The sequence below is a fragment of the Agrobacterium vitis genome, from assembly GCF_037039395.1.
Taxonomy (GTDB): Bacteria; Pseudomonadota; Alphaproteobacteria; order Rhizobiales; family Rhizobiaceae; genus Allorhizobium; species Allorhizobium vitis_E.
On sequence record NZ_CP146242.1, the window covers coordinates 1,857,757 to 1,883,178 of the forward strand.

The 25,422-nt window shown below is 59.7% G+C and carries 14 protein-coding genes and 2 pseudogenes; 14 read left to right on the forward strand and 2 right to left on the reverse strand.

Going from position 1 to position 25,422, the window contains the following annotated elements:
* The first annotated feature begins 65 nt into the window (after positions 1-65).
* The 3 genes from V6582_RS11280 to V6582_RS11290 all read left to right on the forward strand — a co-directional run bounded on the left by V6582_RS11280 (position 66) and on the right by V6582_RS11290 (position 9,931).
* Entirely contained in the window at positions 66-7,649 is a 7,584-nt protein-coding gene (locus tag V6582_RS11280) for an SDR family NAD(P)-dependent oxidoreductase (protein ID WP_156631398.1), read from the forward strand.
* 114 nt (positions 7,650-7,763) lie between these two features.
* Entirely contained in the window at positions 7,764-9,131 is a 1,368-nt protein-coding gene (locus V6582_RS11285) for an aminotransferase class I/II-fold pyridoxal phosphate-dependent enzyme (protein ID WP_156631397.1), read from the forward strand.
* An 11-nt stretch (positions 9,132-9,142) separates the two neighbouring features.
* Positions 9,143-9,931 (forward strand): SDR family NAD(P)-dependent oxidoreductase, encoded by a 789-nt coding sequence (locus V6582_RS11290; protein WP_337739215.1) that lies wholly within the window; start codon positions 9,143-9,145, stop codon positions 9,929-9,931.
* A gap of 16 nt (positions 9,932-9,947) precedes the next feature.
* Here the strand turns inward: V6582_RS11290 and V6582_RS11295 are convergent, their stop codons facing one another.
* Positions 9,948-10,547 (reverse strand): IMPACT family protein, encoded by a 600-nt coding sequence (locus V6582_RS11295; protein WP_156631395.1) that lies wholly within the window; start codon positions 10,545-10,547, stop codon positions 9,948-9,950.
* A gap of 402 nt (positions 10,548-10,949) precedes the next feature.
* Here V6582_RS11295 and V6582_RS11300 point away from each other — a divergent pair, with 402 nt between their 5' ends.
* Positions 10,950-11,114, forward strand: a complete 165-nt coding sequence (locus V6582_RS11300; RefSeq protein WP_085946601.1) for a hypothetical protein — start codon at positions 10,950-10,952, stop codon at positions 11,112-11,114.
* A 27-nt stretch (positions 11,115-11,141) separates the two neighbouring features.
* On the opposite strand, the gene V6582_RS11305 is transcribed toward V6582_RS11300, so the two are convergent.
* Positions 11,142-11,612 carry an Lrp/AsnC family transcriptional regulator gene (locus V6582_RS11305; protein WP_156631394.1) on the reverse strand — a complete coding sequence of 157 codons (471 nt, stop codon included), beginning with the start codon at positions 11,610-11,612 and terminating at the stop codon, positions 11,142-11,144.
* Positions 11,613-11,745: 133 nt separating this feature from the next.
* On the opposite strand from V6582_RS11305, the gene putA reads away from it, so the two are divergent.
* The 10 genes and pseudogenes from putA to V6582_RS27550 form a co-directional block, all read left to right on the forward strand.
* Positions 11,746-15,465, forward strand: coding sequence for a trifunctional transcriptional regulator/proline dehydrogenase/L-glutamate gamma-semialdehyde dehydrogenase (putA, locus tag V6582_RS11310; RefSeq protein WP_156631393.1), 3,720 nt, complete (start codon positions 11,746-11,748; stop codon positions 15,463-15,465).
* A gap of 82 nt (positions 15,466-15,547) precedes the next feature.
* Entirely contained in the window at positions 15,548-16,768 is a 1,221-nt protein-coding gene (locus V6582_RS11315; RefSeq protein WP_349508954.1) for a TIGR03862 family flavoprotein, read from the forward strand.
* A gap of 428 nt (positions 16,769-17,196) precedes the next feature.
* Positions 17,197-18,345 carry an HD-GYP domain-containing protein gene (locus V6582_RS11320; RefSeq protein WP_156631391.1) on the forward strand — a complete coding sequence of 383 codons (1,149 nt, stop codon included), beginning with the start codon at positions 17,197-17,199 and terminating at the stop codon, positions 18,343-18,345.
* A 2-nt stretch (positions 18,346-18,347) separates the two neighbouring features.
* Positions 18,348-18,668, forward strand: a complete 321-nt coding sequence (locus V6582_RS11325; RefSeq protein ID WP_197434344.1) for an STAS domain-containing protein — start codon at positions 18,348-18,350, stop codon at positions 18,666-18,668.
* 4 nt (positions 18,669-18,672) lie between these two features.
* Positions 18,673-19,041 carry a response regulator gene (locus V6582_RS11330; protein ID WP_015917544.1) on the forward strand — a complete coding sequence of 123 codons (369 nt, stop codon included), beginning with the start codon at positions 18,673-18,675 and terminating at the stop codon, positions 19,039-19,041.
* Positions 19,038-21,095 (forward strand): chemotaxis protein CheA, encoded by a 2,058-nt coding sequence (locus tag V6582_RS11335; protein WP_156631389.1) that lies wholly within the window; start codon positions 19,038-19,040, stop codon positions 21,093-21,095. Before V6582_RS11330 ends, V6582_RS11335 begins: the two co-directional genes overlap by 4 nt.
* A complete protein-coding gene (locus V6582_RS11340) occupies positions 21,092-21,619 on the forward strand; it encodes a chemotaxis protein CheW (RefSeq protein WP_156631388.1) in 528 nt (175 codons plus the stop codon). The genes V6582_RS11335 and V6582_RS11340 overlap by 4 nt, the downstream gene beginning before the upstream one ends.
* A gap of 8 nt (positions 21,620-21,627) precedes the next feature.
* Positions 21,628-23,322, forward strand: a complete 1,695-nt coding sequence (locus tag V6582_RS11345) for a methyl-accepting chemotaxis protein (protein ID WP_156631387.1) — start codon at positions 21,628-21,630, stop codon at positions 23,320-23,322.
* 206 nt (positions 23,323-23,528) lie between these two features.
* Positions 23,529-24,293 (forward strand): annotated as a pseudogene (locus V6582_RS27545) (HAMP domain-containing protein); the annotation flags it as partial.
* Positions 24,294-24,362: 69 nt separating this feature from the next.
* A pseudogene (locus tag V6582_RS27550) lies at positions 24,363-25,402 on the forward strand (methyl-accepting chemotaxis protein); the annotation flags it as partial.
* Between the last annotated feature and the right edge of the window lie 20 nt (positions 25,403-25,422).

Below are 25,422 nucleotides of genomic sequence, written 5' to 3' on the forward strand. Positions count from 1 at the left end.
ATTATATCTGAGGACATCTGAAAGGCTATCAGACCTCGTTAAACTGTTGAGATCCGTAAGAATAGATGACAGTAGAGATTATAGGGCGTGCCTGCGCCGCGCCGGGAGCCACGTCTCCCGAAGAACTGTTTGATCTTTTGCGTGCCGGCGCATGCACTGTCTCGACCTTGCCTGGGGATCGTTGGGATATTGCGCGCTATTGGCATCCCGAAGTCGGTACGCCTGGAAAATATTACACCTTCGCTGCCGGTGTGATGGATGGAATCTATCAGTTCGATCCCGCCCTGTTCGGCATGTCCAGGCGCGAAGCGGCTTTTATGGATCCGCAGCAGCGCATCCTGCTGGAATTGACTTGGCGGGCGCTGGAAGATGCCAATATCCCCGCCAATAGCCTGGCCGGCCAGAATGTCGCGGTCTATGTCGGCGCATCCAGTTTTGACCATGCCAATCTGGCGGCGGAAGATCCCGCCGGTCCCGGCCCGCATTTCATGACCGGCAATACGCTATCGGTGGTCTCCAACCGTATTTCGCATGTCTTCGGCCTGAATGGTCCGAGCATGACGGTCGATACGGCCTGTTCGTCCTCGCTGGTCGCACTCGATCACGCGGTGCGCGCCATTGCGTCTGGCGAGGTGGACACAGCGATCGTTGCCGGTGTGAACGTGCTGGTCCATCCGCTGCCTTTCGTCGGCTTTGCTCAGGCGCGCATGCTGTCGATCGACGGTTTGTGCAAGGCCTATGCCAATGACGGTATCGGGTATGTTCGCTCCGAAGGCGGTGCCGTGCTGGTGCTGCGCTCCAGCGAGAAGGCCAGACGCGAAGGCGACCGCAGCCACGCGACGATCGTTGCCAGCGGCACCAATGCGGCCGGGCGCACCAACGGCATTTCGCTGCCGTCGCGCGAAGCGCAGGCCGTTCTGCTGCGCGCTGTCTATGACGGCAATGGTCTCGACCCGGATCGGTTGGCCTTTATCGAAGGCCATGGCACCGGCACCAAGGTTGGCGATCCCGCGGAAGTCTGGTCGCTTGGCACGGTCATCGGCCAGCGCCGCAAGGAACCGGTCTGGATCGGCTCGATCAAGACCAATATCGGCCACGCCGAACCCGCATCCGGCCTGCTTGGTGTGATGAAGGCGATGATGGCCTTGCAGCACGACCTGCTGCCAGCCTCGCTGCATTTCAATGAGCCGAATGACACGATTGATTTCGATGGCCTGAATGTCCGGGTTGCCTCGCAAGCGGTGGCGTTGGAGCGTGATGGCTTACCGCGCCTTGCCGGTATTAATTCCTTTGGCTTCGGCGGCGCCAATGCGCATGTGGTGATTGCCGATCCCCAGATACCTGATTTGGCGCCTGAATTGGCGTCAGGCGCGGCTAATCCAGCCGGTGCCGGTCGCCTGTTCATGGCCAGCGCCCACTCTCAGGACAGCCTGAAAGCGTTGCTGGACAGCTATGACAAGGCCTTTGCGGCGGCGGACAGCGATGGTGATCTCGAAGACCTGATTTCGGCTGCGGCCTCCAATCGTGCGCCGCTCCGGCACCGTTTCGTTGCCAGTGGCAGTGCGGATGCCATCGTCAAGGCAGTGCGGGAACGGCTTGCCACCGCAAAGACCGGCGGGGAAACCGGTGAGGCCTTGTCGCGCAACGGCAAGCTCGCCTTCGTGTTTTCCGGCAATGGCGCCCAATGGGCGGGCATGGGTCTTGATGCCTACCGGGCAAACGCCGGCTTCCGCGAGAGCTATGAGCGGATTGCCGCGCTGTTTACGGCGCATTCGGACCTTGACCTTGTTGCGGCCCTTACCGATCCGGATTTGGAAGCCCGATTGAAAGATACCAGGCTTGCCCAGCCTATGCTGTTTGCCATCCAGGCCTCGTTGTCGGATGCGCTGCAAACTGCCGGTCTGGTGCCGGATGCCGTCTACGGCCATTCGGTCGGCGAAGTCGCTGCGGCCTATGTATCGGGTGCGCTGTCCTTGAAGGACGCAGTCTGCGTGATCGCCAAACGGTCGCAGCATCAGGCGGTGCTGGCCGGTGAAGGCACGATGGCGGCCCTGAAGCTTGGCGAGGCCGATGCCCGCGCCATGCTGGCCGAGCTTGGCTTTGATGACTTGACGATTGCCGCGATCAATGCGCCCAATTCGGTGACCGTCTCGGGTCGTGAAGACGCGATCCGGGCACTGAGGGAACATGCCCGCAAACAGCGGGTTCCAGCCCAGGTGCTGGATATCGACTATCCCTTCCATCATCCGCTGATCGATAAGGCGAAACCCGCCTTTTCCGCCGATCCGCCACTGATTACCCCGCGCCAGACCACCCTTCCGTTCATCTCCACGGTGACGGGTGAACAGCTGGAGGGAACTGCGCTGACCTCGGATTACTGGTGGAAGAATGTCCGCCAGCCGGTGCAGTTCCAAGGGGCGACGGAGGCGGCTATCGCGCTTGGTTGCAGCGTGTTCGTTGAAATTTCTCCGCGAGCGATCCTTGGCGGCTATGTGTCGGAAACGGCGCAGCATGTGTCGTCGACGGTTGCCGTCAGTGCCAGCCTCAGCCGCGAGGCTCTGGATGAGACGGTTGATCCGGTGGCGCGGGCTTTGGCGCGCGCTGTCGCCAGTGGCGCAAAGGTGGATGAGGCCAAGGTCTTCGGTCCGCGCCGCGCCGATATCGTCCTGCCGGGCGTGCCTTTCGAGCGGGCGGATCTGCGACCGGAGCCGACCAGTGACCGCGTCGATCTCTATGGCCGTTTCGATCAGTCGGCCTATCGGTTGAGCGGATGGCGAGTCGATTTGAATGGCGGCCATTGGAAAAACCATCTCGACGCCCATCTGTTTCCCGATCTGGCCGAACATGTGGTCGATGGCCGCGCCATTTTGCCTGGCAGCGGTTTCGTGGAAATCGCCATTTCGGCGGCGCAGGCGCATTTCGGCTCCGATCAGCTTGAGATCAGCAATGTCGAGATCCTGCGGCCGCTGGAATTGAGCGACAGCCGGATCGTTGAGCTTTCCACGCTGATTTCCTCTGCTACCGGCGATCTTCAGATTCGCTCACGCGAGCGGCTGAGCGATGACGACTGGACGGTCAATGCGGTTGCCCGGGTTCGCAAACTCACAGCTTCTGAACTGGATGATGCGGTTGATTTCGACCTGTCCAGCCCGACATCGCAACTGGATAAATCTGCCGCCTACCGGACGGCTCGCAATTTCGGCCTGGATTATGGGCCGCGCTTCCAATTGCTGGAAAAGGCGATCTGCCATGGCGAGCGGCTGGTCGAAGTGTTCCTGAAGCCGGCAGCGGCGCCGGGCCACCCGTTGCTGCGCTATAATCTCAACCCGATGTCGGTCGATGCGATGTTCCACGGGTTGGTGGCGCTGTTTGGCCGCTTCAGCGGCGAGCAGGGCGGAGCGCCCTATATTCCCGTGCGCTTCGGGCGTGTCCGTACGCGGGTTCTCGGTGCTCCGGTCCATCGGGCGGTAATCGAGATCGAGCGGATCAGCGACAGCTCGATCAAGGCGAATTTCCATCTGTTCGGCGAGGCCGGTGAGCGGATCGCCACTTTGAGCGATAGCCGGTTCCGCCGCACCTATCTGAAACAGCACAAGACGCTCGACGGTCTTGCCTATCATTATGAAACCATCGCGGTGCCCCTGGTGAAAGATCCGGGTGCGGCTCTGGTCGCGCCGTTGGGCGACGTTTTCGCATGCCAGGAGCGCGACCTGGACAATGCCACGGTGCTGATCCATGCCTGCGTGCTCAGCGCTTTCTATGCGCTTGCCGAGCGCCTTGCCGGTAAAGACCAGTGCGTGTCGCTGGTGGACTTGCCGGGCGATGTGCGGTTGCGACGGTTCCTGGCCAATGCCCTGCACAGCCTGACCGATAGCGGCTTTGCCCAGTATGCCGATGGTAGCTGGACGCTTGAAGACGGTAGCGATCTTCCGCCCGCTTTCGAGTTGATCCGGGAACTCTACCGGGATTTCCCGGAGCGCACCGTTGAACTGGTGATGATCAATGACGTCCTTACCGCCGTCAATGCTGTGCTTGATCAGCCTGCCGGTGCCGTGGACGAGGGGCTGGATTGGGACGGGGTGATCAGCGAAGCAACGCTGGAGCATTTCGCCGTTCATTCCACGCTTGCCACTGAGCGCCATGGGGTGTTGCTGAAGGCGGTGATCGACTGTCTTTCGACGCTGGATGCCGATGCGCCGCCGCTGGTGGTCGAGCTTGGCGCCAGCTCGCTTCATCTCAGCCGCAAGCTCGCCGATCTGGTTCGGGCGGCTGGCGGAAATTTGGTGATTTTTGAGCCTGAGGCAGGCCTGCGCCGCAATCTGGAACTGTCTTTCGAGGCCGATCCGCGCGTTACTGTCGTTGATGCAAAGGGGTTGGATCAGCTTTCGCTCCTGAAAGCGCCGGTCGACCTGATTGCCAGCGCTCATGCCGATCTTGGCCGCTTGCTGGATGGCGAAATGCTGGCACGGCTCAGCCATGGCGCCTTGGCCTCGGCCCGTCGCCTTGTTGCCGTGCAGCCAGCGCCCGGCCTGTTCCATGATTTCGCCTTCGGTCTGCTGGATGGTTGGTTCGACAGGACGGTTTCAGAGGAATTTCCGCTCGGCCGGCTTGGTGGTAGCGAAGACTGGACGAAGTCCCTGCAACAGGCTGGTTTTGCCGCAGTCCATGCCCGGCAATTGCAGACGGATGGTGGCAGCCTCATCGTGGCGGAAGCCCAAGGCCGGACTGACGTTCCTGAGCCAGAGTCTGGTTCGCGTCAGGATAGCGGGTCGGTAGACGAGGTTGCGGCCAGGGGACCGGTGATCATTGTCCATGAAAAAACCGCGGATCTTGCCCGGCTTTCGGCGGCGGCAAGAGCGCTGGGCGGTTCCCAGGTGTCTTTGCTTTGCCTGTCAGGCAGCTTTGAAACGGACCGGCCGATGCTGGCCGACGCTCTGGGCAAGGCTGGACCGGCCTTGGGCGGAATGGTCTGGCTGATGCCCGATACCGATGCGGCTGCGGATGGATCGCTGCTGTTGCAGGACCGGGTCGGCGCTCTCAGCGCATTGGCCATGGCGCTTGGCGATGTCGCGGCATCGGCACTCGATGCTGCGAGGAGGCTTCCGGTTACGCTGGTATTGCCCGGCGGCGCGCCCGTCACAGGCGTTACCGGCAAGGACTTGACCCGTTCCAGCCATGCTGGGCCTGTCAATGCAGGCCTTTGGGCCTTTGCCCGTGTGTTGCGCAACGAATTCGACCTGTTCGACATGCAGGTCGTCGATACCGGACCCTCCAGCAATACGCTGGAAATCATGTTGGACTGGGGCATGCGCCTGCTGGCCGACAAGGGCGATAACCGCGAATGGCTGGTGGAGCCGGAAACCGGGCGGATGGCCGAGATTCGCGCCGTGCCTGGTCCGGCCCCGCTGACGGCGCAGCGTACGGATGCTTTTGAGGCGGCGGTCATTCGCCAGCAGGTGCCCTCGCAGGTCGCCAGTATTCGCTGGGAAAGCTGCCCGGTCCCAGTCATCGGACCGACCGAAGTGCTGGTGAAGACCGCAGCGACAGGCTTGAATTTCCGCGACGTGATGTGGGCCATGGGCCTGCTGCCGGAAGAGGCGCTTGAAGACGGCTTTGCCGGGGCCTCGATCGGCATGGAATTTGCCGGTGAGGTGGTCGCTGTCGGCGCCAAGGTGAGTGATCTTGCCGTCGGTGACAATGTGATGGCGATTGCCGCGGCGGCTTTCGGCACCCATGTCAAGGTTGAGCGCGCTGGCGTGGCCAAGTTGCCGGATGGCGTGGACCCGGTATCGGCGGCGACCATTCCAGTGGTGTTCCTGACGGCTTATTACGCCATTCACGAGCTTGGGCGGGTGCGTCCGGGCGAAACCATCCTCATTCACGGTGCCGCTGGCGGCGTCGGGCTTGCGGCTCTTCAGGTCGCCCGGCATTTCGGCGCCAAGATCATTGCCACGGCTGGCACAGAGGAAAAGCGGCGCTTCCTGGAAACGCTGGGGGCGGACCATGTGTTTGATAGCCGCTCGCTCGGTTTTGTCGGCGATGTGCTTGACGTGACCGGCGGTGAAGGTGTCGATCTGGTGTTGAACTCGCTGTTTGGCGAGGCGATGGAAAAATCCCTGTCGCTGGTCAAGCCGTTCGGGCGCTTCCTGGAGCTTGGCAAGCGCGATTACTACGCCGACAGCAAGATCGGCCTGCGGCCTTTCCGTCGCAATGTCAGCTATTTCGGCATCGACGCCGACCAATTGCTGGTTTTGCATCCCGATCTGTCGCGCCGCATGCTGGCCGAAATCGGTGGCTTGTTCGAGCAGGGCGTGTTCACGCCACTGCCGTTCCGCGCCTTTGAACATGACGAGATTGGCGATGCCTTCCGCCTGATGCAGAATGCCGGCCATATCGGCAAGATCGTCGTGCTGCCGCCGGTTGCGGGCCGTGACCGTGTGGCGATAAAGTCTGCGCGCCGGATGGCGGTCGATGCCGATGGCATGCATTTGGTGGTCGGTGGTATTGGCGGTTTCGGCCTTGCCGCTGCCGATTGGCTGGTAGAGCAGGGTGCGCGCCATATCGCCTTGTCGACTCGGCGCGGGCTTGTCGATGCCGAGACGCAAACCGTTGTTGACCGTTGGGCCAAGCAGGGCGTAACGGCCTATATTCGTGGCTGCGACGTGACCAGCGAAGCTGCCTTGTCGGCGCTTTTGACTGAGCTGCGCACCATTGCGCCGCTGAAGTCCGTTATCCATGCGGCCATGGTGCTGGACGATGCCTTCGTCTCCAATTTGACACGCGCGCGAAACCAGCCGGTTATCGACGTCAAGGCCAAGGGAGCCGCACTTCTTGACCGGCTGACCCGGCAGGACGGGATCGACAATTTCATTCTGTTTTCGTCGATCACCACCTATGTCGGCAATCCCGGTCAGGGCAATTATGTCGCCGCCAACGGCTTCCTGGAAGGCTTGGCGCGGGCGCGTCGAGCCGAGGGACTGGCTGGTCTTGCCATCGGTTTCGGAGCAATCGGCGATGCCGGTTATCTGGCCCGCAACGCGCAGGTCAATGAACGCCTTGGACGCCGGATCGGCAAGACGGCGCTGGACGCCCGCGATGCACTGTCAGCGGTCGGGCGCTATATCGCCGCCGATACTGGCTCCGTCGATGCGGCCGTGGCGATGATTTCCGAATTCGACTGGGCTGCCGCGCATTCGCTTGCCGTAGTCAACGAACCCCTGTTTTCGCTGATCATGCGCCGTAGCAACCAGCATGCCGGTAGCGGTGAGGGCGGCGAGATCGATCTGGTGGCGCTGATCGACGGCAAGGCTCCGGCTGCGGCCCAGGACGTGCTGTTTACGGTGCTTGCCGGTGAAATTGCCGATACGTTGCGGGTGCCCAAGGAAAGCATCGGGCTGAACAGCGTGCTGAAGGATATCGGACTGGACAGTCTGATGGCGGTCGAACTTGGTATGAATTTCGAGCAGAATACCGGCTTCGACATTCCCCTCAGCAGTCTTGCCGACAATGCCACTGTCGGCGACCTGACGCGCCGCCTCTATGAAAAAGTCAGCCTGCGTGGGCGGACGGGCGACAAGGACGAGGCGACACCGCAAGACAGCAAGATCATGGACGATCTGCATCGCCGCCACAGCGGGCTGGGCCAGTAAAACTGGCCCAGTTTTTGCTATCCGTTACGCCCCTGTTCATGTTTGTGTTGATAAACATCATTCTGTTCGGCATAGGTGATAGACGATTGACTAAAATTCTAGGGTTTTCTGCGGATGAATGAGAACAAGCGTCAGGATCTGCTGGCCCGTATGCGTGGCGTACAAAAGGATGTGGACCGGAGCCGGGCCACTCGCAGCCAGCAGAGCGTGTCGCGCAGCCAGCCTGGTTTTGCCGAACTGCCTGAATATAAGCAGGTGGTGATGCAGAAGCTTGTCAGCGAGCAGCTGAATATGCCCAATCCGTTTTACCGGGCGCATGAGAGCGCCTCCGGGGCCACGGCCGATATTGACGGGCGCGCTTACGACAATTTTGCCTCTTATGACTATCTCGGCTTGAACAGCGATCCGCGCATTCGCGACGCAGCCATGACGGCCATTGATCAGTTCGGTATCTCTGCGTCCGCAAGCCGGGTTGTTGCCGGTGAGCGCACCATTCATGCAGAGCTGGAAAAGGCCTTTGCCAAGAACTACCAGACCGAGGACGCCATCTGTTTCGTCAGCGGCTATCTCACCAATGTCACGACCATCGGCAGCCTGATGGGGCCGAAAGACCTGGTGATCCATGACGAGTTCATTCACAACAGCGCCCTGACGGGCATCAAGCTGTCGGGCGCCAATCGCCGCTTCTTCAAGCACAATGACATGGCGGATCTGGACCGCATTCTCGCAAGCCTTGCACCCCTGCATGAACGGATCCTGGTGATCTCGGAGGGCATTTTCTCCATGGATGGAGACGTTGCCGATCTGCCGGGTCTTCTTGCGTTGAAAAAACAGTATAATTTCTGGCTGATGATGGATGAGGCCCATTCACTGGGCGTGCTTGGACAGCGTGGCCACGGCATTTTCGAACATTTCAATCTCGATCCCGCCGATGTCGATATCTGGATGGGGACGCTGTCGAAAACCACCTGTAGCTGCGGCGGCTATGTTGCCGGCAGCGAGGCGCTGATCACGCTGTTGAAGGCGCAGGCCGGTGGTTTTGTCTATAGTGTCGGCCTGGCGCCAGCGCTGGCGGCTTCTGCCATCGCCAGCCTTTCCGTACTGGACGAAGAACCGGACCGGGTAGAGGCCTTGCGTCGCAACAGCCAGCTTTTCCTTGATCAGGCCAAGCTGCGGGGGCTGGATACCGGTCTGAGCGAAGGTTTCTCGGTGGTGCCTGTGATTGTTGCCGATTCGGTGCGCGCCGTGCAGCTCTCCAATGAATTGTTCGAGGCGGGCATCAATGCCTTGCCGATTATCTATCCGGCGGTGCCGGAAGGCCTGGCGCGCCTGCGGTTCTTCATCACCAGCGCCCATACGCCCGAACAGATTACCCGCAGCGTCGATAAAGTGGCGGAAATTCTGGACCGGCTGAAGGCCGAGAATTTCGGCATGGGCTCGATGGATGTCCAGAAGGTCATGCTGCAATTGGCGCAGCGCTGAAGGACAAGAGCGTGAACAGCCGCACCCCGCCGCGCCACGTGATCATTACCGGCGGATCGAGCGGGATCGGGCTGGCCTTGGCGAAAGCCTATCTGTTGGCTGGGTCGAGGGTCAGTCTTGTTGCCCGCTCGCAGGCACGGCTTGAAGCGGCCCGTAACAGCCTGCCGCAATCCTGTTTTTCGCATATCGGACTTCATGCCGCGGATGTGACGGATTATCCGGCTCTGTCGGTCGCCTTGCTAGCGGCTGAGGATAGTTTCGGACCCTGCGATCTGCTGATGACCTGTGCCGGCATCGTGCATCCGGCCACCATGGATGCCATGGACATCGCCGATGCGCGCCAGCAACTCGACATCAATGTCATGGGCACGATCCATGCCGTTAAAGCCTTGTGGGCGGGGATGACGGCACGGGGCGGCACCATGCTGTTGATTTCCTCCGGGGCCGCATTCATTGGTCTGCACGGCTACGGTACTTATTGCGCCTCCAAGGCGGCGCTGGTGGGACTGGCCGATTCGCTGCGCATGGAAGCTGTTGGCACGAAGCTGACGGTGGCGATCTGTTTTCCACCCGATACCGATACGCCGCAACTGGCCGCAGAATTGCCTTTGCGATCGCCTCAGGCACAGCGCGTTATGGGGACGGTCAAGCCCTGGAATGCAGACACTGTCGCGGCGCGGATCGTTCGCCAGCTGCAAAAAGGCCGCCGGGAGATTTTCTTCGGGATGACGCTCCTGCTGCTCGCCCGCTTTGGTTCGCTGGTGCGTCCGGTTTTATATTGGTGGTATAGCCGCCGTTGACGGCGCGCGTGCGGCTTTACAGCGCGCCAATCTCGTCCTTGAGCACCTGAACTCGTCCAGCACTCACGTCACTGATCATGCTAAGGGTCGCGTCCAACCTTTCCTCAGGTATGGCGAGGGTCAGTTCGGCTCCCGTATCGATAAAACTCTCCTTGATGACAAGCAGATCTGCGACAGCGGTAAGCCGGGCCTTGACCAGCGCAAGATCGGCAAAGCCGATTCGGATGGTCTTTGTGGTCCTGTCGATGATTTCCACCTTTTCGGCTTGCCGCAGGCATTGCGCTGCCGTGCCGCCATAGGCCCGGATCAGGCCGCCACTCCCCAGAAGTATGCCACCGAACCAGCGGGTCACGATGACCAGCACGCCATCCAGCGTCTGGCCGTCGATGGCTTGCAGGATCGGTTTTCCGGCAGTGCCGGAGGGCTCGCCATCGTCGTTGAAGCGATAGGTCTGCCCCAGCCGCCATGCCCAACAATTGTGGTTGGCGGTGGCATCGGACTGGCGGTCCAGAAGGGGACGGATGTCATTTTCATGGGAGATCGGAAAAGCGGTGGCGCGAAACCGGCTCTTCTTGATCTCCTGTTCATAGCTGTGTAGGCCGGGAAGGGTAAACATCGCCTTTTGTGACGTGATTTGAGTCGCAAGAAAAGACCGATGGGTGCCGTGACAGCGGCTCATCAGAAAAAAGGAGACGATCCAGTCCCACGCAAGCGACGGCTTTTAGAGTTGTCAGGGAGAGCTAGGAGATCTGGCTCGGGTTTTAGGCTTTGATCCGGCAGTTTGACTGCACACCTGCTGCATAATTCCATAAATCGGAATCGATTTAAGGAGAAAATTATGAAGCGGAATCAAAGCATTACAGCATGCTTTTTGCGTTTTATAAAACGCACGGCGCTGTAAGCTGACCCGGTCGAACTCCGCAGAAAATGACAGTGTTGCGGCGTCTTTTCGCGTCATGATGACGTTGGTCGCCGCCAACAGAAAGCCGGGATGATCCCGGGGAAACAGGATAGGCCTATGTCTGACGATTTTGAACCGGAAGCGACCATCGAAACCTCCAACCTGGCGGCTCTGGTTCTGAGCCAGGAAATCGATTCGCTCACCGATGTCCTCGTCAAGGCCCTTTACGAAGTCTATCGTATTCTCGACGACAGCCATCCGCAGCCCGGCACCGTGCATTGATGGGCAGGGTCGCCAAGACAAAACCGTTTACCGCCCATATTCTTTGACCGCCTGCATGACGACGAAGGTCGATGTGCTCGCCACATGCGGCAGGCTGGAGATCTTCTCACCCAGAACCTGCCGATAGCGACGGATATCGCCGGTGCGCACCTTCAACAGATAGTCGAAGGCGCCGGCGATCATATGGCACTCCTCCACTTCCCGGATCTTGCGGACCGCCGTGTTGAATTCCGTCAATGCCGTTTCACGGGTGTCGGACAGTTTCACCTCGGCGAAGGCGATGTGGTCCAGGCCGAATTTGCGGGCATCCAGCACGGCGCGGAAGCCGAGAATATAGCCGTCATCCATCAGCCGTTTCAGTCGCACCTGGCAGGGTGTTTTTGACAGCCCAACCCGCTCGGACAAGTCGGTAATCGACATCCGGCCATCCTGCGACAGCGCCTCGACAATTTTCATGTCGAATTGGTCGATCCCACTGTCCGATTCAATTTTTGCCATCATATCTCCTGAAAATCTGCGATTTTTTAGAGAATTTAACTAGATTGGCCTTGAATTCAAGTTCGCTGATTTTATTGACCCCATGGTATGATCCGGTCATTGCAAAAATCTCCATCGAGCCAGGATAACAGTGATGAACCAGACCGTTTCCGTCGCATCGCAGGCCGTTTCATCCTCTCCAGAGCCAATCTTTGCCGCTTTCGCGCCGCCGCTGCGTCAGCCAAGCCCTTTGCGCCAGGCGATTACGGCTGCCTATCGCCGCCCAGAACCGGAATGCCTGGCACCGCTGCTAGAGGCGGCCCGCTTGCCGGATGCCATGCGCAGCACCGTCGAGGGCACTGCCCGCACACTGATCGAAGCCCTGCGCGCCAAGCACAGGGGCAGCGGCGTCGAGGGGCTGGTGCATGAATATTCGCTGTCCAGCCAGGAGGGTGTGGCACTTATGTGCCTGGCCGAAGCGCTGCTGCGCATTCCCGACCACGCTACCCGCGATGCGCTGATCCGCGACAAGATTGCCGAGGGGGATTGGAAGGCCCATCTCGGCGGTGGCCGGTCGCTGTTCGTCAATGCCGCCACCTGGGGACTGGTGGTGACTGGCAAGCTGACCTCGACCGTCAATGATCGCGGCCTGTCCGCAGCCTTGACCCGGCTGATTGCCCGGTGCGGGGAGCCGGTTATTCGCCGGGGTGTCGATATGGCCATGCGGATGATGGGGGAGCAGTTTGTCACCGGCGAAACCATTGAGGAGGCGCTGAAACGCGCCCGCCCGCTGGAAGCCAGGGGCTTCCGCTATTCCTACGACATGCTGGGCGAGGCGGCGACCACGGCTGGCGATGCGGCGCGGTATTTCCGGGATTACCAGCAGGCCATCCATGCCATCGGCAAGGCTTCGGCGGGACGCGGCATTTATGATGGCCCCGGCATTTCCATCAAGCTGTCAGCCCTGCATCCGCGCTACAGCCGCGCCACGGCAGAGCGGGTGATGTGCGAATTGCTGCCACAGGTCAAAGCGCTGGCGCTGCTGGCCAAGCAGTATGATATTGGCCTCAATATCGATGCCGAAGAGGCCGACCGGCTGGAACTGTCGCTGGATCTGCTGGAAGACCTCTGCCTCGATCCGGCTTTGTCGGGCTGGGATGGCATGGGGTTCGTTGTACAGGCCTATGGCAAGCGCTGCCCCTTCGTGCTGGATTTCATCATTGATCTTGCCCACCGTGCAGAGCGTCGCATCATGGTGCGGCTGGTCAAGGGGGCCTATTGGGATGCCGAGATCAAGCGGGCGCAGGTCGATGGGTTGGAGGATTTTCCGGTCTATACCCGCAAGGTTCACACCGACGTCTCCTATATCGCCTGCGCCAAAAAGCTGCTGGCGGCGCGGGATGTGATCTTTCCGCAATTTGCCACCCACAATGCCCAGACGCTGGCGGCGATCTATCATCTCGCCGGCCCGGATTTCAAAACCGGCTCCTACGAGTTTCAGTGCCTGCATGGCATGGGAGAGCCGCTCTACGACGAAGTCGTGGGCAAAGCGAAGCTGGATCGCCCCTGCCGGATTTACGCGCCGGTGGGCACGCATGAGACGCTGCTGGCCTATCTGGTGCGTCGCCTGCTGGAAAATGGCGCCAACTCCTCCTTCGTCAACCGGATCGCCGATCCCGCCATTTCCGTGGAGGAGTTGATTGCCGATCCGACAGAAACCGTGCTCGCCATGGTACAGCCGGGTGCAAAGCATGACAGGATTGCTTTGCCCGCCGATCTTTTCGAAGGCCGCAAAAATTCCGCAGGTCTCGATCTCAGCAATGAAGCTGTGTTGCAGGCGCTTGGCGAGACCTTGCGCCAGACCAACAGCGGGTCTTGGGATGCGGTGCCTGCTTTGATTGCCGGGAAAAGTGCCGGGCCTGTGCGTCCCGTCGTTAATCCCGGCGACCATCGTGATGTGGTTGGCAGTATCAGGGAAGCAACCGAGGAAGAGGCTCGCCAGGCCGTGGCCGATGCCGCGCTTCATGCGCAGACCTGGGCGCAGACGGTGCCTTTGGAGCGGGCGCGGATGCTGGACGAGGCTGCCGACCTGATGCAGGGGCGATTGCCGGTACTGCTGGGGCTGATCATGCGCGAGGCGGGCAAATCGGCGGCCAATGCCATTGCCGAGGTGCGCGAGGCCATCGACTTTCTGCGCTACTACGCCGAGCAGGCGCGCCGCACCTTGGGGCCGGTGCATGCGCCACTGGGGCCAATTGTCTGCATCAGCCCCTGGAATTTTCCGCTGGCGATTTTCACCGGACAGGTGGCGGCAGCGCTGGTGGCAGGCAATCCGGTTCTGGCCAAGCCCGCCGAGGAAACACCGCTGATTGCCGCTGAGGCTGTGCGCCTCCTGCATCAGGCGGGTGTCCCCGGTGCCGCCCTTCAGCTTCTGCCAGGCGACGGGCGGATCGGGGCGGCGCTGGTGGCCTCGCCGCAGGTGGCGGGCGTGATGTTTACCGGCTCGACCGAGGTCGCCAAACTGATCCAGAGGGAGCTTGCCGGGCGTCTGCGTGCCAATGGCAGGCCAATCCCGCTGATTGCCGAGACCGGCGGACAGAACGCGATGATCGTCGATTCCTCGGCGCTTGCCGAACAGGTGGTGGCGGATGTGATTGCGTCTGCCTTCGACAGCGCTGGTCAGCGCTGCTCGGCGCTCCGGGTTCTATGCCTTCAGGATGAGGTGGCGGATCGCATTCTTGCCATGCTGAAAGGGGCGCTGCATGAACTGACGCTGGGCCGCACGGACCGGCTGTCCACCGATATCGGTCCGGTGATTACCGCCGAGGCCAAGGGCGTGATCGAGGCGCATATTGACGCCATGCGCGCCAAGGGCAAAGCGGTGGAGCAGATCGGTGCAGGCGAGGGCGCTGAGCACGGCACTTTTGTTGCGCCGACCATCATCGAGATCGGCGCATTGTCCGATCTTGAACGGGAAGTGTTTGGCCCGGTCCTGCATGTGCTGCGCTACCGGCGCAACGATCTCGACCGCCTGATCGACCAGATCAATGCCACCGGCTATGGCCTGACCTTCGGCCTGCATACTCGGCTGGATGAGACCATTGCCCATGTGACATCCAGGGTGAAGGCGGGCAATCTCTACATCAACCGCAATGTGATTGGCGCGGTGGTCGGCGTGCAGCCGTTCGGTGGCCGTGGCCTGTCCGGCACCGGGCCGAAGGCTGGCGGCCCGCTCTACCTGGGCCGTTTGGTTGAAAAGCCGCCGGTGCCGCCACAGCATAGTTCGGTTCATGTTGATCCGGGCCTGCTGGATTTTTCCAAATGGCTTGACGAGCAGGGTGAAACGGCAGCGGCTGAAGCGGCGCGCAGCCTCGGCAGCCTCTCGGCAGTCGGGTTGGTCCAGGATCTGCCGGGGCCGGTCGGAGAGCGCAACCTTTATGCCCTGCATCCGCGTGGCACCATTCTGCTGCTGCCCCGCACCAAGCAGGGACTTTACCGGCAAATGGCCAGCGCGCTGGCGACCGGCAACAGCATGGTTATCGATGCAAGCCCCGATCTTCGTGAGGGGCTGGCGGGCCTGCCTGATGGTCTGCTTGCCCGTACTAGCTTTGTCGAAAGGTCAGGCTGGGCTAAGGCAGGTCCTTTCGCAGGCGCATTGTTGGAAGGCGAGGGTGAGCAGATTATCGAGCAGGCAAAAGCCATTGCCGCCCTGCCCGGTCCGCTGGTCCTGACCCAGGTGGCATCACGTGATGAGCTGGATAACGAGCTTGGTCCTGATGATGCCTATTGCCTGAACTGGCTGGTCGAGGAGGTTTCGGTGTCCACCAATACGGCTGCTGCCGGAGGCAATGCCAGCCTGATGGCAATTGGCTGAGGGTTCCGCTTGCTTTTAACCTGTGCTTTGCCCAAAACCAGCTGACATTCGCTCGCAAGCGATATCGTGGCAAGGGACAGGCATGACAGGCAAGACGGTTGCGATCATCGGCGGGGGCCCTGCGGGCCTGATGGCGGCGGATAGCCTGTCGCGGGCTGGTTTGACTGTAACGATCTATGAGGCGATGCCGACACTGGCCCGGAAATTTCTTCTGGCGGGCAAATCCGGGCTGAACATCACCCATTCCGAAGAATATGCGCGGTTTTCGAGCCGTTTCGGGGAGGCTGGACGCCATTTGAAGGCAGCCCTCGATGGTTTTACGCCGGATGATGTACGCGCCTGGACAGCAGGTCTTGGAACCGAGACCTTCATCGGCTCCTCAGGCCGGGTGTTTCCAAGGGCAATGAAAGCGTCACCGCTGCTTCGGGCCTGGATCAAGACATTGCAGGATCAAGGTGTGATGATCCGCACCCGGCACCGCTGGACTGGTTTTTCCGAAAATGGCTATCGGTTCGCAACGCCGGATGGCGATGTCACTGTTGTGACAGATGCGGTGGTTTTGGCGCTGGGTGGGGCGAGTTGGCCACGATTAGGTTCGGACGCCGCCTGGGTGCCGTGGCTGCGGGACATCGGCGTTGCTGTCATGGATTTCAGACCTGCCAATTGCGGCTTCGATAGCGCCTGGAGCGATATGTTCCGCGATCGGTTTGCTGGCGAGCCGGTCAAATCGGTTGCCGCCACGTCTGCGGCGGGGCAGATCCAGGGAGAATTCGTCATTTCCCGGCACGGGATCGAGGGCAGCCTCATCTATGCCCATGCGGCTGCCCTGCGCGATGATCTTCGCCTTCATGGCAAGGCAGTTCTTCTGCTCGATCTTGCACCGGGAAAGCGGCTTGAAAAGCTGGCGGAAGATCTTGCCCGCCAACCCGCAAAGGCCAGTTTCTCGACCCGGCTCCGTAAGGCGGCTTCTTTGGACGGCGTCAAGGCGGCGCTCTTGCGGGAGGTCGTTCCCGACATTGCCAACCGGGATGCCGCATCGCTCGCGGGTCTCATCAAGGCTTTGCCGCTACCGTTGCTGCGACCACGCCCGCTGGCGGAGGCGATTTCCTCGGCGGGCGGTATCGACTGGAGCGGTATCGACAGCAGCTACATGCTGGTGGACCGTCCCGGCCTGTTCGTCGCTGGCGAAATGCTGGACTGGGAAGCGCCAACCGGCGGCTACCTGCTGACCGCCTGTCTTGCCACCGGGCGGGCGGCAGCGGTTGGCGTGATTCGCTGGCTCACCAATGATTCAGATGCTTGATACAAAACCCGGATGCCACAATTGGCGGGCCAGATCCTGTCTGTTTTCGGGACATGCGCACCGTCCACGTCAGGAAGTTTTTTACGCCCATTGGTTGTTTTTTGTCAAAAAAATATTGGATGAATCAACAAAAACAACACGTTAATAAACCCCAAAATCCTATGGCTTATTAGAGCTATCAATTAAATATAGTTGTGGCCTAACAGTGTTAGTTCTATCTTAACTTACTAACGTGAGAATTCGTTTCAGAAATCTGGAAATATCTATGGCGTTGCCACAATGTTCCGGAATTCGCTCCCCGCATGATGCGGAATGGTCCCAAAAAATTCACAGATATTAACAGCGCTTGAGATGGCTTGTCACATCGCATGGGAACATGCGCGTGTCACCGTTGCTATTCAAGCCTTCATGGCGGAATGGAGCTTCCCTTGCATGCCGTTGTGATAGACGACAGCCGATCCACACTACTGGCATTGCGTCTGGAACTCCTTGAAATTACGGGTCTGGAGGTGGAAATCTTCGCCGATCCCGAGGAAGCCATTCGCGTTTGTGAGACCCGGCAATTCGACCTGGTGCTGGTGGATTACAATATGCCAAAGCGCTCGGGTATCGATGTGATTACCGCTTTGCGTGCCATGCCGAACTATGAGCTGGTGCCGATTTTGATGATCACTTCGGAGACCGAAACAGCGGTCTGCTTGAATGCGCTGGATGCGGGGGCGACGGATTTTCTGCGGAAATCCGCCGATCCGGTCGAGTTGAAGGCCCGTGCGCGTAACCTTTTGAGCCTGCGGCGTGCCCAGGTGGAACTGTCGTTGCGGGCTGATGGTCTGGCTGCTGCCGTGACGGCGAAATCCGCAGCACTGGTTGCCAGCGAAGAGGAACTGATCTGGCGTCTGGCCCGAGCCATGGAATATCGCGACGGGGAAACCGGCGATCATGTCTCGCGTGTGGCGCAGATTTCCAGGCTGCTGGCGCAGGATCTTGGGCTCGACGAGGATCGGCAGCGCAAGATCTATCTGGCGGCCCCGCTGCATGATGTCGGCAAGATCGGCATTCCCGATGGCGTCCTGTCCAAGCCCGGCAGATTGACCGACAGCGAGCGGGATATGATGCGCAGGCATGTCGATATCGGCGTCAAGATTCTGGAGAACGGGACCTCCGATCTGTTGCGGGTCGCCGAGCGGATTGCTGGCGGCCATCATGAGAAATGGGATGGAACCGGTTATCCCAAGGGATTGTCTGGACGGGAAATTCCGCTGGAAGCACGCATTGTCGCACTCGCTGATGTGTTCGACGCATTGTGCTCGCCCCGTGCCTACAAGCCGGCCTGGTCGCTGCAAGACGCGCTGGATCATATCAGGAGCGAAAAGGGTCGTCATTTCGATCCGGCCTGCGTCGAGGCTTTTGAGCGGCAATGGCCAAAGATCGCCTCGGTCATGGGAGCGCGTGAGACAGAGATGAGGATCCACATGAAAGGGACGCCGTCCCTGGATGCCGCCCATCCTGAAAATGCCCTGCGCCTCCACAAGCAGACGAAATACCAACCAACACCCCAGCCAGCGGGACGGGAATGACGATGATAACGCAAACATTGCCGCATGAGACCATTGCCTTGCCACAGGCGCTGACCATTCGCACTGTGCAGACCACCAGGGACCAGCTTCTGACAGGCCTTTCGGCTGCTCAGGCCGTCGTTATCGACATCCCCGCGGAAGCGGAGGTTGACCTGAGTTTTATTCAATTGATTGAAGCGGCGCGCATGTCTGCGCAGACGAATGGCCAGGATCTCACGCTTCGAAACGCTGCGGTTGGTGGTGTTTTGTCCACGCTGGAGCGCAGCGGCTTCCTGACCGACATGGATCCGTCCGCTCGATTTTTCTGGTTACATGAAAGGTAATGCCATGAGTGCCCATATTCTCACTGTTGACGATTCCGCCAGCATCCGCATGACAACGAAGATCGCCTTGACCAATGCCGGCTACAAGGTGACCGAAGCCGTCGATGGATTGGATGGTCTTAACAAGGCCAAGTCATCGCAGTTCGATCTGATCGTCACCGACCTCAACATGCCCAACATGAACGGTTTGGCGATGATCGAGGCTCTGCGCCGGTCTCCGGCCCATACGGGTATTCCGATCATCTTCCTGACAACCGAATCCGACGCCGACATGAAGAACAGGGCCAAGGCCGCTGGTGCGACCGGCTGGATCACCAAGCCGTTCGATGCCGAACAGCTGGTGAAAATTGCTAGAAAGGTTCTCGGCAAATGACAAATCTGGATCCCATTCAGGTTTTCAGGACAGAAGCAGCAGAGCTGTTCGAGCAGATCGAAAACGGCCTGCTCGACCTGTTGCATGACCTGTCCAATCAAGATCAGATCGATTCGGTATTCCGCGGTCTTCATACCCTGAAGGGATCCGGAGCCATGTTTGGCTTCGAGGCTCTGGCCGCTTTCACCCACCATTGCGAAACCGCTTTCGACCGTGTCCGCAAGGGTGAAGTACCGGCAACCGCCGAGCTTGTCGCAGCCGTTCTCGACGCTCAGGACCACATGAAGGCACTGGTTGCCACGCCCAATGGCGATCATGAAGCCGCCGGAGAGCATCTGCTGGCCAAGTTGCAGGCCGCGGTCGGCGACCATGGTGGCAATGCGCATGCGGTGCCGGTTGCAAAGCCCGGCAATGGTGGAGCCGCCAAGCCGCAGCCGGCAGCCCGGCAGGCTGCGAAGACATGGCGGATGAAATTTCGCCTGCCAGCCAATTCCATGGTCAATGGCACCAATCCACTCGGCCTTCTGGACGAGCTTCGAGACCTTGGAAAATGCATCGTCAAAGCGGATTTGACCGCTATCCCAAGTCTTGAGGAGATTTCTCCTGTCGATCTTTATATCGGCTGGAGCGTCGAGCTTGTTACCGAAAAGCCGAAGTCGGATATCGAGGATGTCTTCATCTTCGTCATGGATGACATGGATCTCGAACTGACCGAGGATGCGTCCGCGGCCTCTTCCGAGACCGTTGCCGCCGATGATCCAGCCGAACAACCCGCTGCCGCGCCGGTGACGCCTGACAACAAGCCCGCGCCAGGCCAGGCTCAGGCCGCGGCGCCCGCCGCCGCTCAGACGGGTTCCAATGACGCCAAGCATGGCCGTGCCGCTGAAAATGTCCGCGTTCCGGCCGAGCGCCTGGATGAATTGATGGACAGGGTCGGCGAGCTGGTAATTGCCCAGTCCCGCCTGTCGCAGCTGGCCAATACCAGCGCCGACATCATGCTGCGATCCGTTTCGGAAGATGTCGAGCGGCTCTCCGGTGAGCTGCGCGATACGATGATGGTGCTGCGCATGGTGCCGGTTGGCAGCCTTTTCACCCGCTTCCGCCGCCTTGTCCACGATCTTGCCCGCGAGACCGGCAAGGTCATCGAGCTGGAGACGGAAGGCGAAACCACGGAAGTGGACAAGACCGTCATCGAGCGGCTGGCCGATCCGCTGGTGCATCTGGTGCGCAATTCCATCGACCACGGGCTCGAACCGCCGGAAGAACGCCTGGCGGCTGGCAAGAACAAAGCCGGCAAGGTGGTGCTGGCGGCCCATCAGTCCGGTGGTGAAGTGATCATCACCATCAAGGACGATGGCCGTGGCATCAACCGCGACCGGGTCCGGGCCAAGGCGGAATCCTCGGGGCTGATCCAGCCAGGCCAGCAGCTAATGGACCAGGAATTGTTGCAGCTGATCTTCCAGCCGGGCTTTTCCACCGCCCAGACGATCACCAATCTTTCCGGGCGTGGCGTCGGCATGGATGTGGTGAAGAAAACCGTCGAGGCCCTGCGCGGGGTGATCGACATCCGCAGTGAAAACGGCAAGGGCTCTGAAGTATCCCTGCGCATTCCGCTGACGCTGGCGATCATCGACGGTCTTTTGGTGCGGGTTGGTACCGGGTGCTACGTCATTCCGCTGTCGGCGGTCGAGGAATGCCTGGAACTGTCGATCGAGGACGATCTGCGCTCCAGGGGCCGCAGTTTCATTTCGCTGCGTGACAGCCTGGTTCCCTTCCTCAGGCTCAGGGATCTGTTCCACACGGGAACGCAGCCTGATCCTTTCCAGAAGGTCGTGGTGATCTCGACCGGCGACGAGCGGGTCGGCCTGGTGGTCGACCAGATCATCGGCGACCACCAGACCGTGATCAAATCCATGTCGAAGCTTCACCATGATGTCGCGACGTTTTCGGGCGCGACCATCCTGGGTGACGGCAGCGTCGCGCTCATCCTGGATGTCACCCATCTGGTCAGCGCGGGCCAACAGCAGGAGGCGCAATTGCGTGTAGCAGGATGAGCATGGTTCCTAACAAACAGGATTTTCACCACTTCTGGGCCAATCGCGATGAAGTCGCTGTGCTGACCTTCAACCTGAATGGCGAGACGTTCGCAATCGAGGCCATCACGGTGCAGGAGATCATCGATCTCCTGCCGGAAACCAAGGTGCCGGGCGCAAAACCCTTCGTCTCCAGCGTCATCAATTTTCGCGGCAAGGTCATTCCACTGGCCGATATCCGGCTGGCCTTCGGCATGGAGGCAACGGAGCCGACCATCGACAGCCGTATCATTGTCATCGAACTCGATCTCGATGGTGAAACCACCCTCACCGGTATTCGCACGGACCGGGTGTTCGAAGTCACGACATTGGCGCACTCCGCCAGCGAACCGCCCCCGAGCGTCGGAATGCGATGGCGTCCCGACTTCATCGAATGCCTGGTCAAACGGGATGGAGAATTCATCATTCTCCCCAATCTCCAGGCAATTTTTTACAGCACAAGTGACCGGATCGCCGCTCCAGCGGCTGGTCTGGCAACAAATTGAGGTCTGTTATGCGGTTTACAATCAAAATGAAGCTGGGGTTGGCTTTCGGCGTTGTCGTCGCGTTGCTGATTGCCAGTTCGGTTCTGGGAATTCAAAGCCTGGGATCGATGAACGATGCCACGGGCAATATGCTTGCAGGTCCGGTAGAGCGGTTGCGGCTGGCTCAACAGCTCCAGATGGAGCAGCTTCAGCAATTGCGTCAGCAAAAGAATGTTCAGCTGGCGCAATCCGAAGACGAAATCAAATCCAGTATCGCCAAGGCCAATGCATCGCGTGCCGAATTCGACCAGGCTTTTGCTGCCGTGATGGCCAAGGCAACGGAAGAAGGCAAGGTATTCTGGAACAAGCTTGCCGTGGTGGAAGCTGACTTCCGAAAGACCGACGACCAGATCAAGGCTTTGACAATCGCTGGCGACACTGCGGGCGCACTGAAAATCTCGACAAATGAGAACCGCAAGGCTGTTAATGAAATCGACGATCTCCTGTCGCAAGTCGTCACTCTGGAGCAGTCCCGCCTGCGCGATGCTGACGCCGCTGGCGATGCCGAATATGCCAGCACCCGGTTGATGCTTTTGTCCCTGTCGATTGCGGCCTCCGTTATCGCCGTCATGGCAGCGGTCTGGATTGTCATCAGCGTCACCGGCGGTATCAATCGTGCGGTTGTGGCTGTGCGAAAGGTTGCCGATGGCGACCTGACGGAGTTTGCCCAAATCCGCTCACGCGATGAAATCGGCGACATGCTGCAATATGTCAACACGATGATCGAGCGTCTTCGCGGCGTGGTTGGCGATGCGCTGTCGGCATCCGACAATGTGTCTTCGGGTAGCCAGCAGCTGTCATCTGCCTCCGAGCAGGTCAGCCAGGGCGCGACGGAACAGGCCTCGTCTGCGGAAGAAGCTTCTGCCTCGATGGAAGAGATGGCAGCCAATATCAAGCAGAATGCCGATAATGCCGCTCAGACCGAAAAGATTGCCCGCCAGTCCTCCAAGGATGCGGAAGCCTCCGGCGAAGCGGTAAACCGTGCGGTCGGTGCGATGCGCACGATTGCCGAGAAGATCTCCATCGTCCAGGAAATCGCTCGTCAGACCGACCTTCTGGCCTTGAATGCGGCAGTTGAAGCCGCCCGTGCAGGAGAGCATGGCAAGGGCTTTGCAGTTGTTGCCTCTGAAGTGCGCAAGCTTGCCGAACGCAGCCAGGCAGCAGCGGCTGAAATCAGCACGCTGTCTGGCCAGACGGTACAGGTGGCAACAGAAGCCGGTGAAATGCTGACCCGTCTTGTTCCTGACATCAGAAAGACGGCGGAACTGATTTCCGAGATCTCGGCTGCCTGCCGCGAACAGGATATCGGCGCCAGCCAGATCAACGAAGCGATCCAGCAGCTCGACAAGGTGACGCAGCAGAATGCGGGCGCTTCGGAAGAAATGTCTGCAACCTCTGAAGAACTGGCCGCACAGGCTGAGGAACTGCAAACCTCCATCGCCTTCTTCAAGGTTGATGGTGCTGGCGCAAGAAAACCGGCTTCTCAGACCCGGGCTGTTGCCGCTCGTGCTGCGCCAGTTCGGACGGCTGCACCGGCAAAACCCCGCACACCGATGTCGTCTCAGTCGGTTGCTGCCCAGCAGGCAAGAGCCAAGGGCTTTGCCCTCGATCTTTCCATGGGCGGTCCGGATGAGGAGGATCTGGATTTTCGCCAGTCGGCCTGACCCAGGCTCGTATTCGATTTCGCATCGGGCCGAATAGCGGCCCGATGGCACCCGACAGGCATGTATGTGCGCCGAGCCGGTCCTCATCCGCTTCGAACGAATGATGTCGTTCGGCCTGGAATTCCTTCTATATTAATTTAGGGATGACGCACATGCGTTTCACAATAAAGCTCAAACTCGCGCTGGCTTTCGGGCTTATGATCGCAATGCTGATTGCGGTAGCATTGTATGGCATCTCCAGCATCGGGACGATCAATCAGGCTGCTTCCGATATCATCACCGGACCGGCCAAGCGGCTCGAATACGCATTGTCGGCTTCTAGCAAAATGTCAGAAGCCATTCGTGCCCAGAAAAATGCTCTGCTTTCCAAGGACGATGCGGAAGCCAAGGGATATTATCAGGTATCCGACGCCAACATCAAAGATATGATTGGCTTGGCACAGGCAGGTCTTACGATTGCAAGTCTTCAGGGCAGACCCTACTGGGAGGCCGTAATTAAGAATGCTCTGGATTTCAGAGAGTCTGCGGCTCGTTTGCCGGATATCCAGGCAGCCGGCAAAGTGAATGATGCCATTGCGCTTTCAAATGGCGACCTGCGGTCTATGGCATCCAATATGGCTGAGGCCATTACAAAACTGGTCGAAATTCAGAAGCAGGGCATGTCCAAAGCCGATGAGGACACAGATACTCTCTATGCTGATACGAGGACCATGGTTCTCGTTGTCGCCGGGGTCGCTACGCTTCTGGCGATTGCGGCTGCCTTGTGGATTGCTCTCGGCATCAGCGCCGGGCTTCGCAAGATCGAAACTGTTGCCAATGCCGTTTCCATCGGTGATCTTGATCAGACCGTCGAGGTGAAAACCAATGACGAGATCAAGGATCTTGTCATGACGATTAACGGGATGACCGAAAATCTGCGGGCAACCGCCGCTTTGGCAAACCGCATCTCCGAAGGTGATTTATCCCAGGATATCACGCCTCTCTCGAGCAAGGATTCATTGGGCATCGCTATGCGATCCATGACCGTCAATCTGCGTGAAACGGCGGCTATTGCCGACAAGATTGCCAATGGTGATTTGACGGTGACGCCGACGCCGCGTTCCAATGTCGATACGCTTGGCCTTGCCTTGCAGAGCATGGTGGAGCGTCTTCGGGGTGTCGTTGCCGATGCCTTGTCGGCCTCCGACAACGTCTCTTCCGGCAGCCAGAACTGTCCTCAAGCTCAGAACAGCTGTCGCAGGGTGCAACGGAACAGGCCTCGTCTGCCGAAGAAGCCTCTGCTTCGATGGAAGAGATGGCGGCCAATATCAAGCAGAATGCCGACAACGCTGCCCAGACCGAAAAGATCGCCCGCCAGTCTTCCAAGGATGCGGAAGCCTCCGGCGAAGCGGTAAACCGTGCGGTTGGCGCGATGCGCACGATTGCCGAGAAGATCTCGATCGTCCAGGAAATCGCTCGTCAGACCGACCTTCTGGCCTTGAATGCAGCGGTTGAAGCCGCCCGTGCAGGAGAGCATGGCAAGGGCTTTGCAGTGGTTGCCTCTGAAGTGCGCAAGCTTGCCGAGCGCAGCCAGGCGGCAGCGGCTGAAATCAGCACGCTGTCTGGCCAGACGGTACAGGTGGCAACGGAAGCCGGTGAAATGCTCGGCCGGTTGGTTCCAGACATCAGAAAGACGGCAGACCTGATTTCCGAGATCTCGGCTGCCTGCCGTGAGCAGGATATTGGCGCCAGCCAGATCAACGAAGCGATCCAGCAGCTCGACAAGGTGACACAGCAGAATGCCGGCGCTTCGGAAGAAATGTCTGCGACCTCTGAAGAACTGGCCGCCCAGGCCGAGGAACTCCAGGCTTCCATCGCCTTCTTCAAGGTCGATGGACTGAAAGCGCAGAAGAAAGTGGCACAGAACTATATGCCGCAGCCTGCAAGACCGACCAAAATCACGACAGCGGCGGCTGTTGTGCGCAGGCCGTCAGCAGCTCAGACCGTTTCCGCTCAGCAAGCGAGGGCCAAGGGCTTTGCCCTCGACCTCTCCATGGGTGGACCGGATGATGAGGATCACGATTTCCGCCAGCAGGCGTGAAATCGGCCGACGACAAAGAC

Bases quoted from the DNA above. Each gene is read 5' to 3' on its own strand.
- V6582_RS11345 (WP_156631387.1), top strand. From the start codon at position 21,628: ATGCGGTTTACAATCAAAATGAAGCTGGGGTTGGCTTTCGGCGTTGTC.
- V6582_RS11300 (WP_085946601.1), top strand. From the start codon at position 10,950: ATGTCTGACGATTTTGAACCGGAAGCGACCATCGAAACCTCCAACCTG.
- putA (WP_156631393.1), top strand. From the start codon at position 11,746: ATGAACCAGACCGTTTCCGTCGCATCGCAGGCCGTTTCATCCTCTCCA.
- V6582_RS11330 (WP_015917544.1), top strand. From the start codon at position 18,673: ATGAGTGCCCATATTCTCACTGTTGACGATTCCGCCAGCATCCGCATG.
- V6582_RS11280 (WP_156631398.1), top strand. From the start codon at position 66: ATGACAGTAGAGATTATAGGGCGTGCCTGCGCCGCGCCGGGAGCCACG.
- V6582_RS11325 (WP_197434344.1), top strand. From the start codon at position 18,348: ATGATAACGCAAACATTGCCGCATGAGACCATTGCCTTGCCACAGGCG.
- V6582_RS11295 (WP_156631395.1), bottom strand. From the start codon at position 10,547: ATGTTTACCCTTCCCGGCCTACACAGCTATGAACAGGAGATCAAGAAG.
- V6582_RS11305 (WP_156631394.1), bottom strand. From the start codon at position 11,612: ATGGCAAAAATTGAATCGGACAGTGGGATCGACCAATTCGACATGAAA.
- V6582_RS11285 (WP_156631397.1), top strand. From the start codon at position 7,764: ATGAATGAGAACAAGCGTCAGGATCTGCTGGCCCGTATGCGTGGCGTA.
- V6582_RS11340 (WP_156631388.1), top strand. From the start codon at position 21,092: ATGAGCATGGTTCCTAACAAACAGGATTTTCACCACTTCTGGGCCAAT.
- V6582_RS11335 (WP_156631389.1), top strand. From the start codon at position 19,038: ATGACAAATCTGGATCCCATTCAGGTTTTCAGGACAGAAGCAGCAGAG.
- V6582_RS11315 (WP_349508954.1), top strand. From the start codon at position 15,548: ATGACAGGCAAGACGGTTGCGATCATCGGCGGGGGCCCTGCGGGCCTG.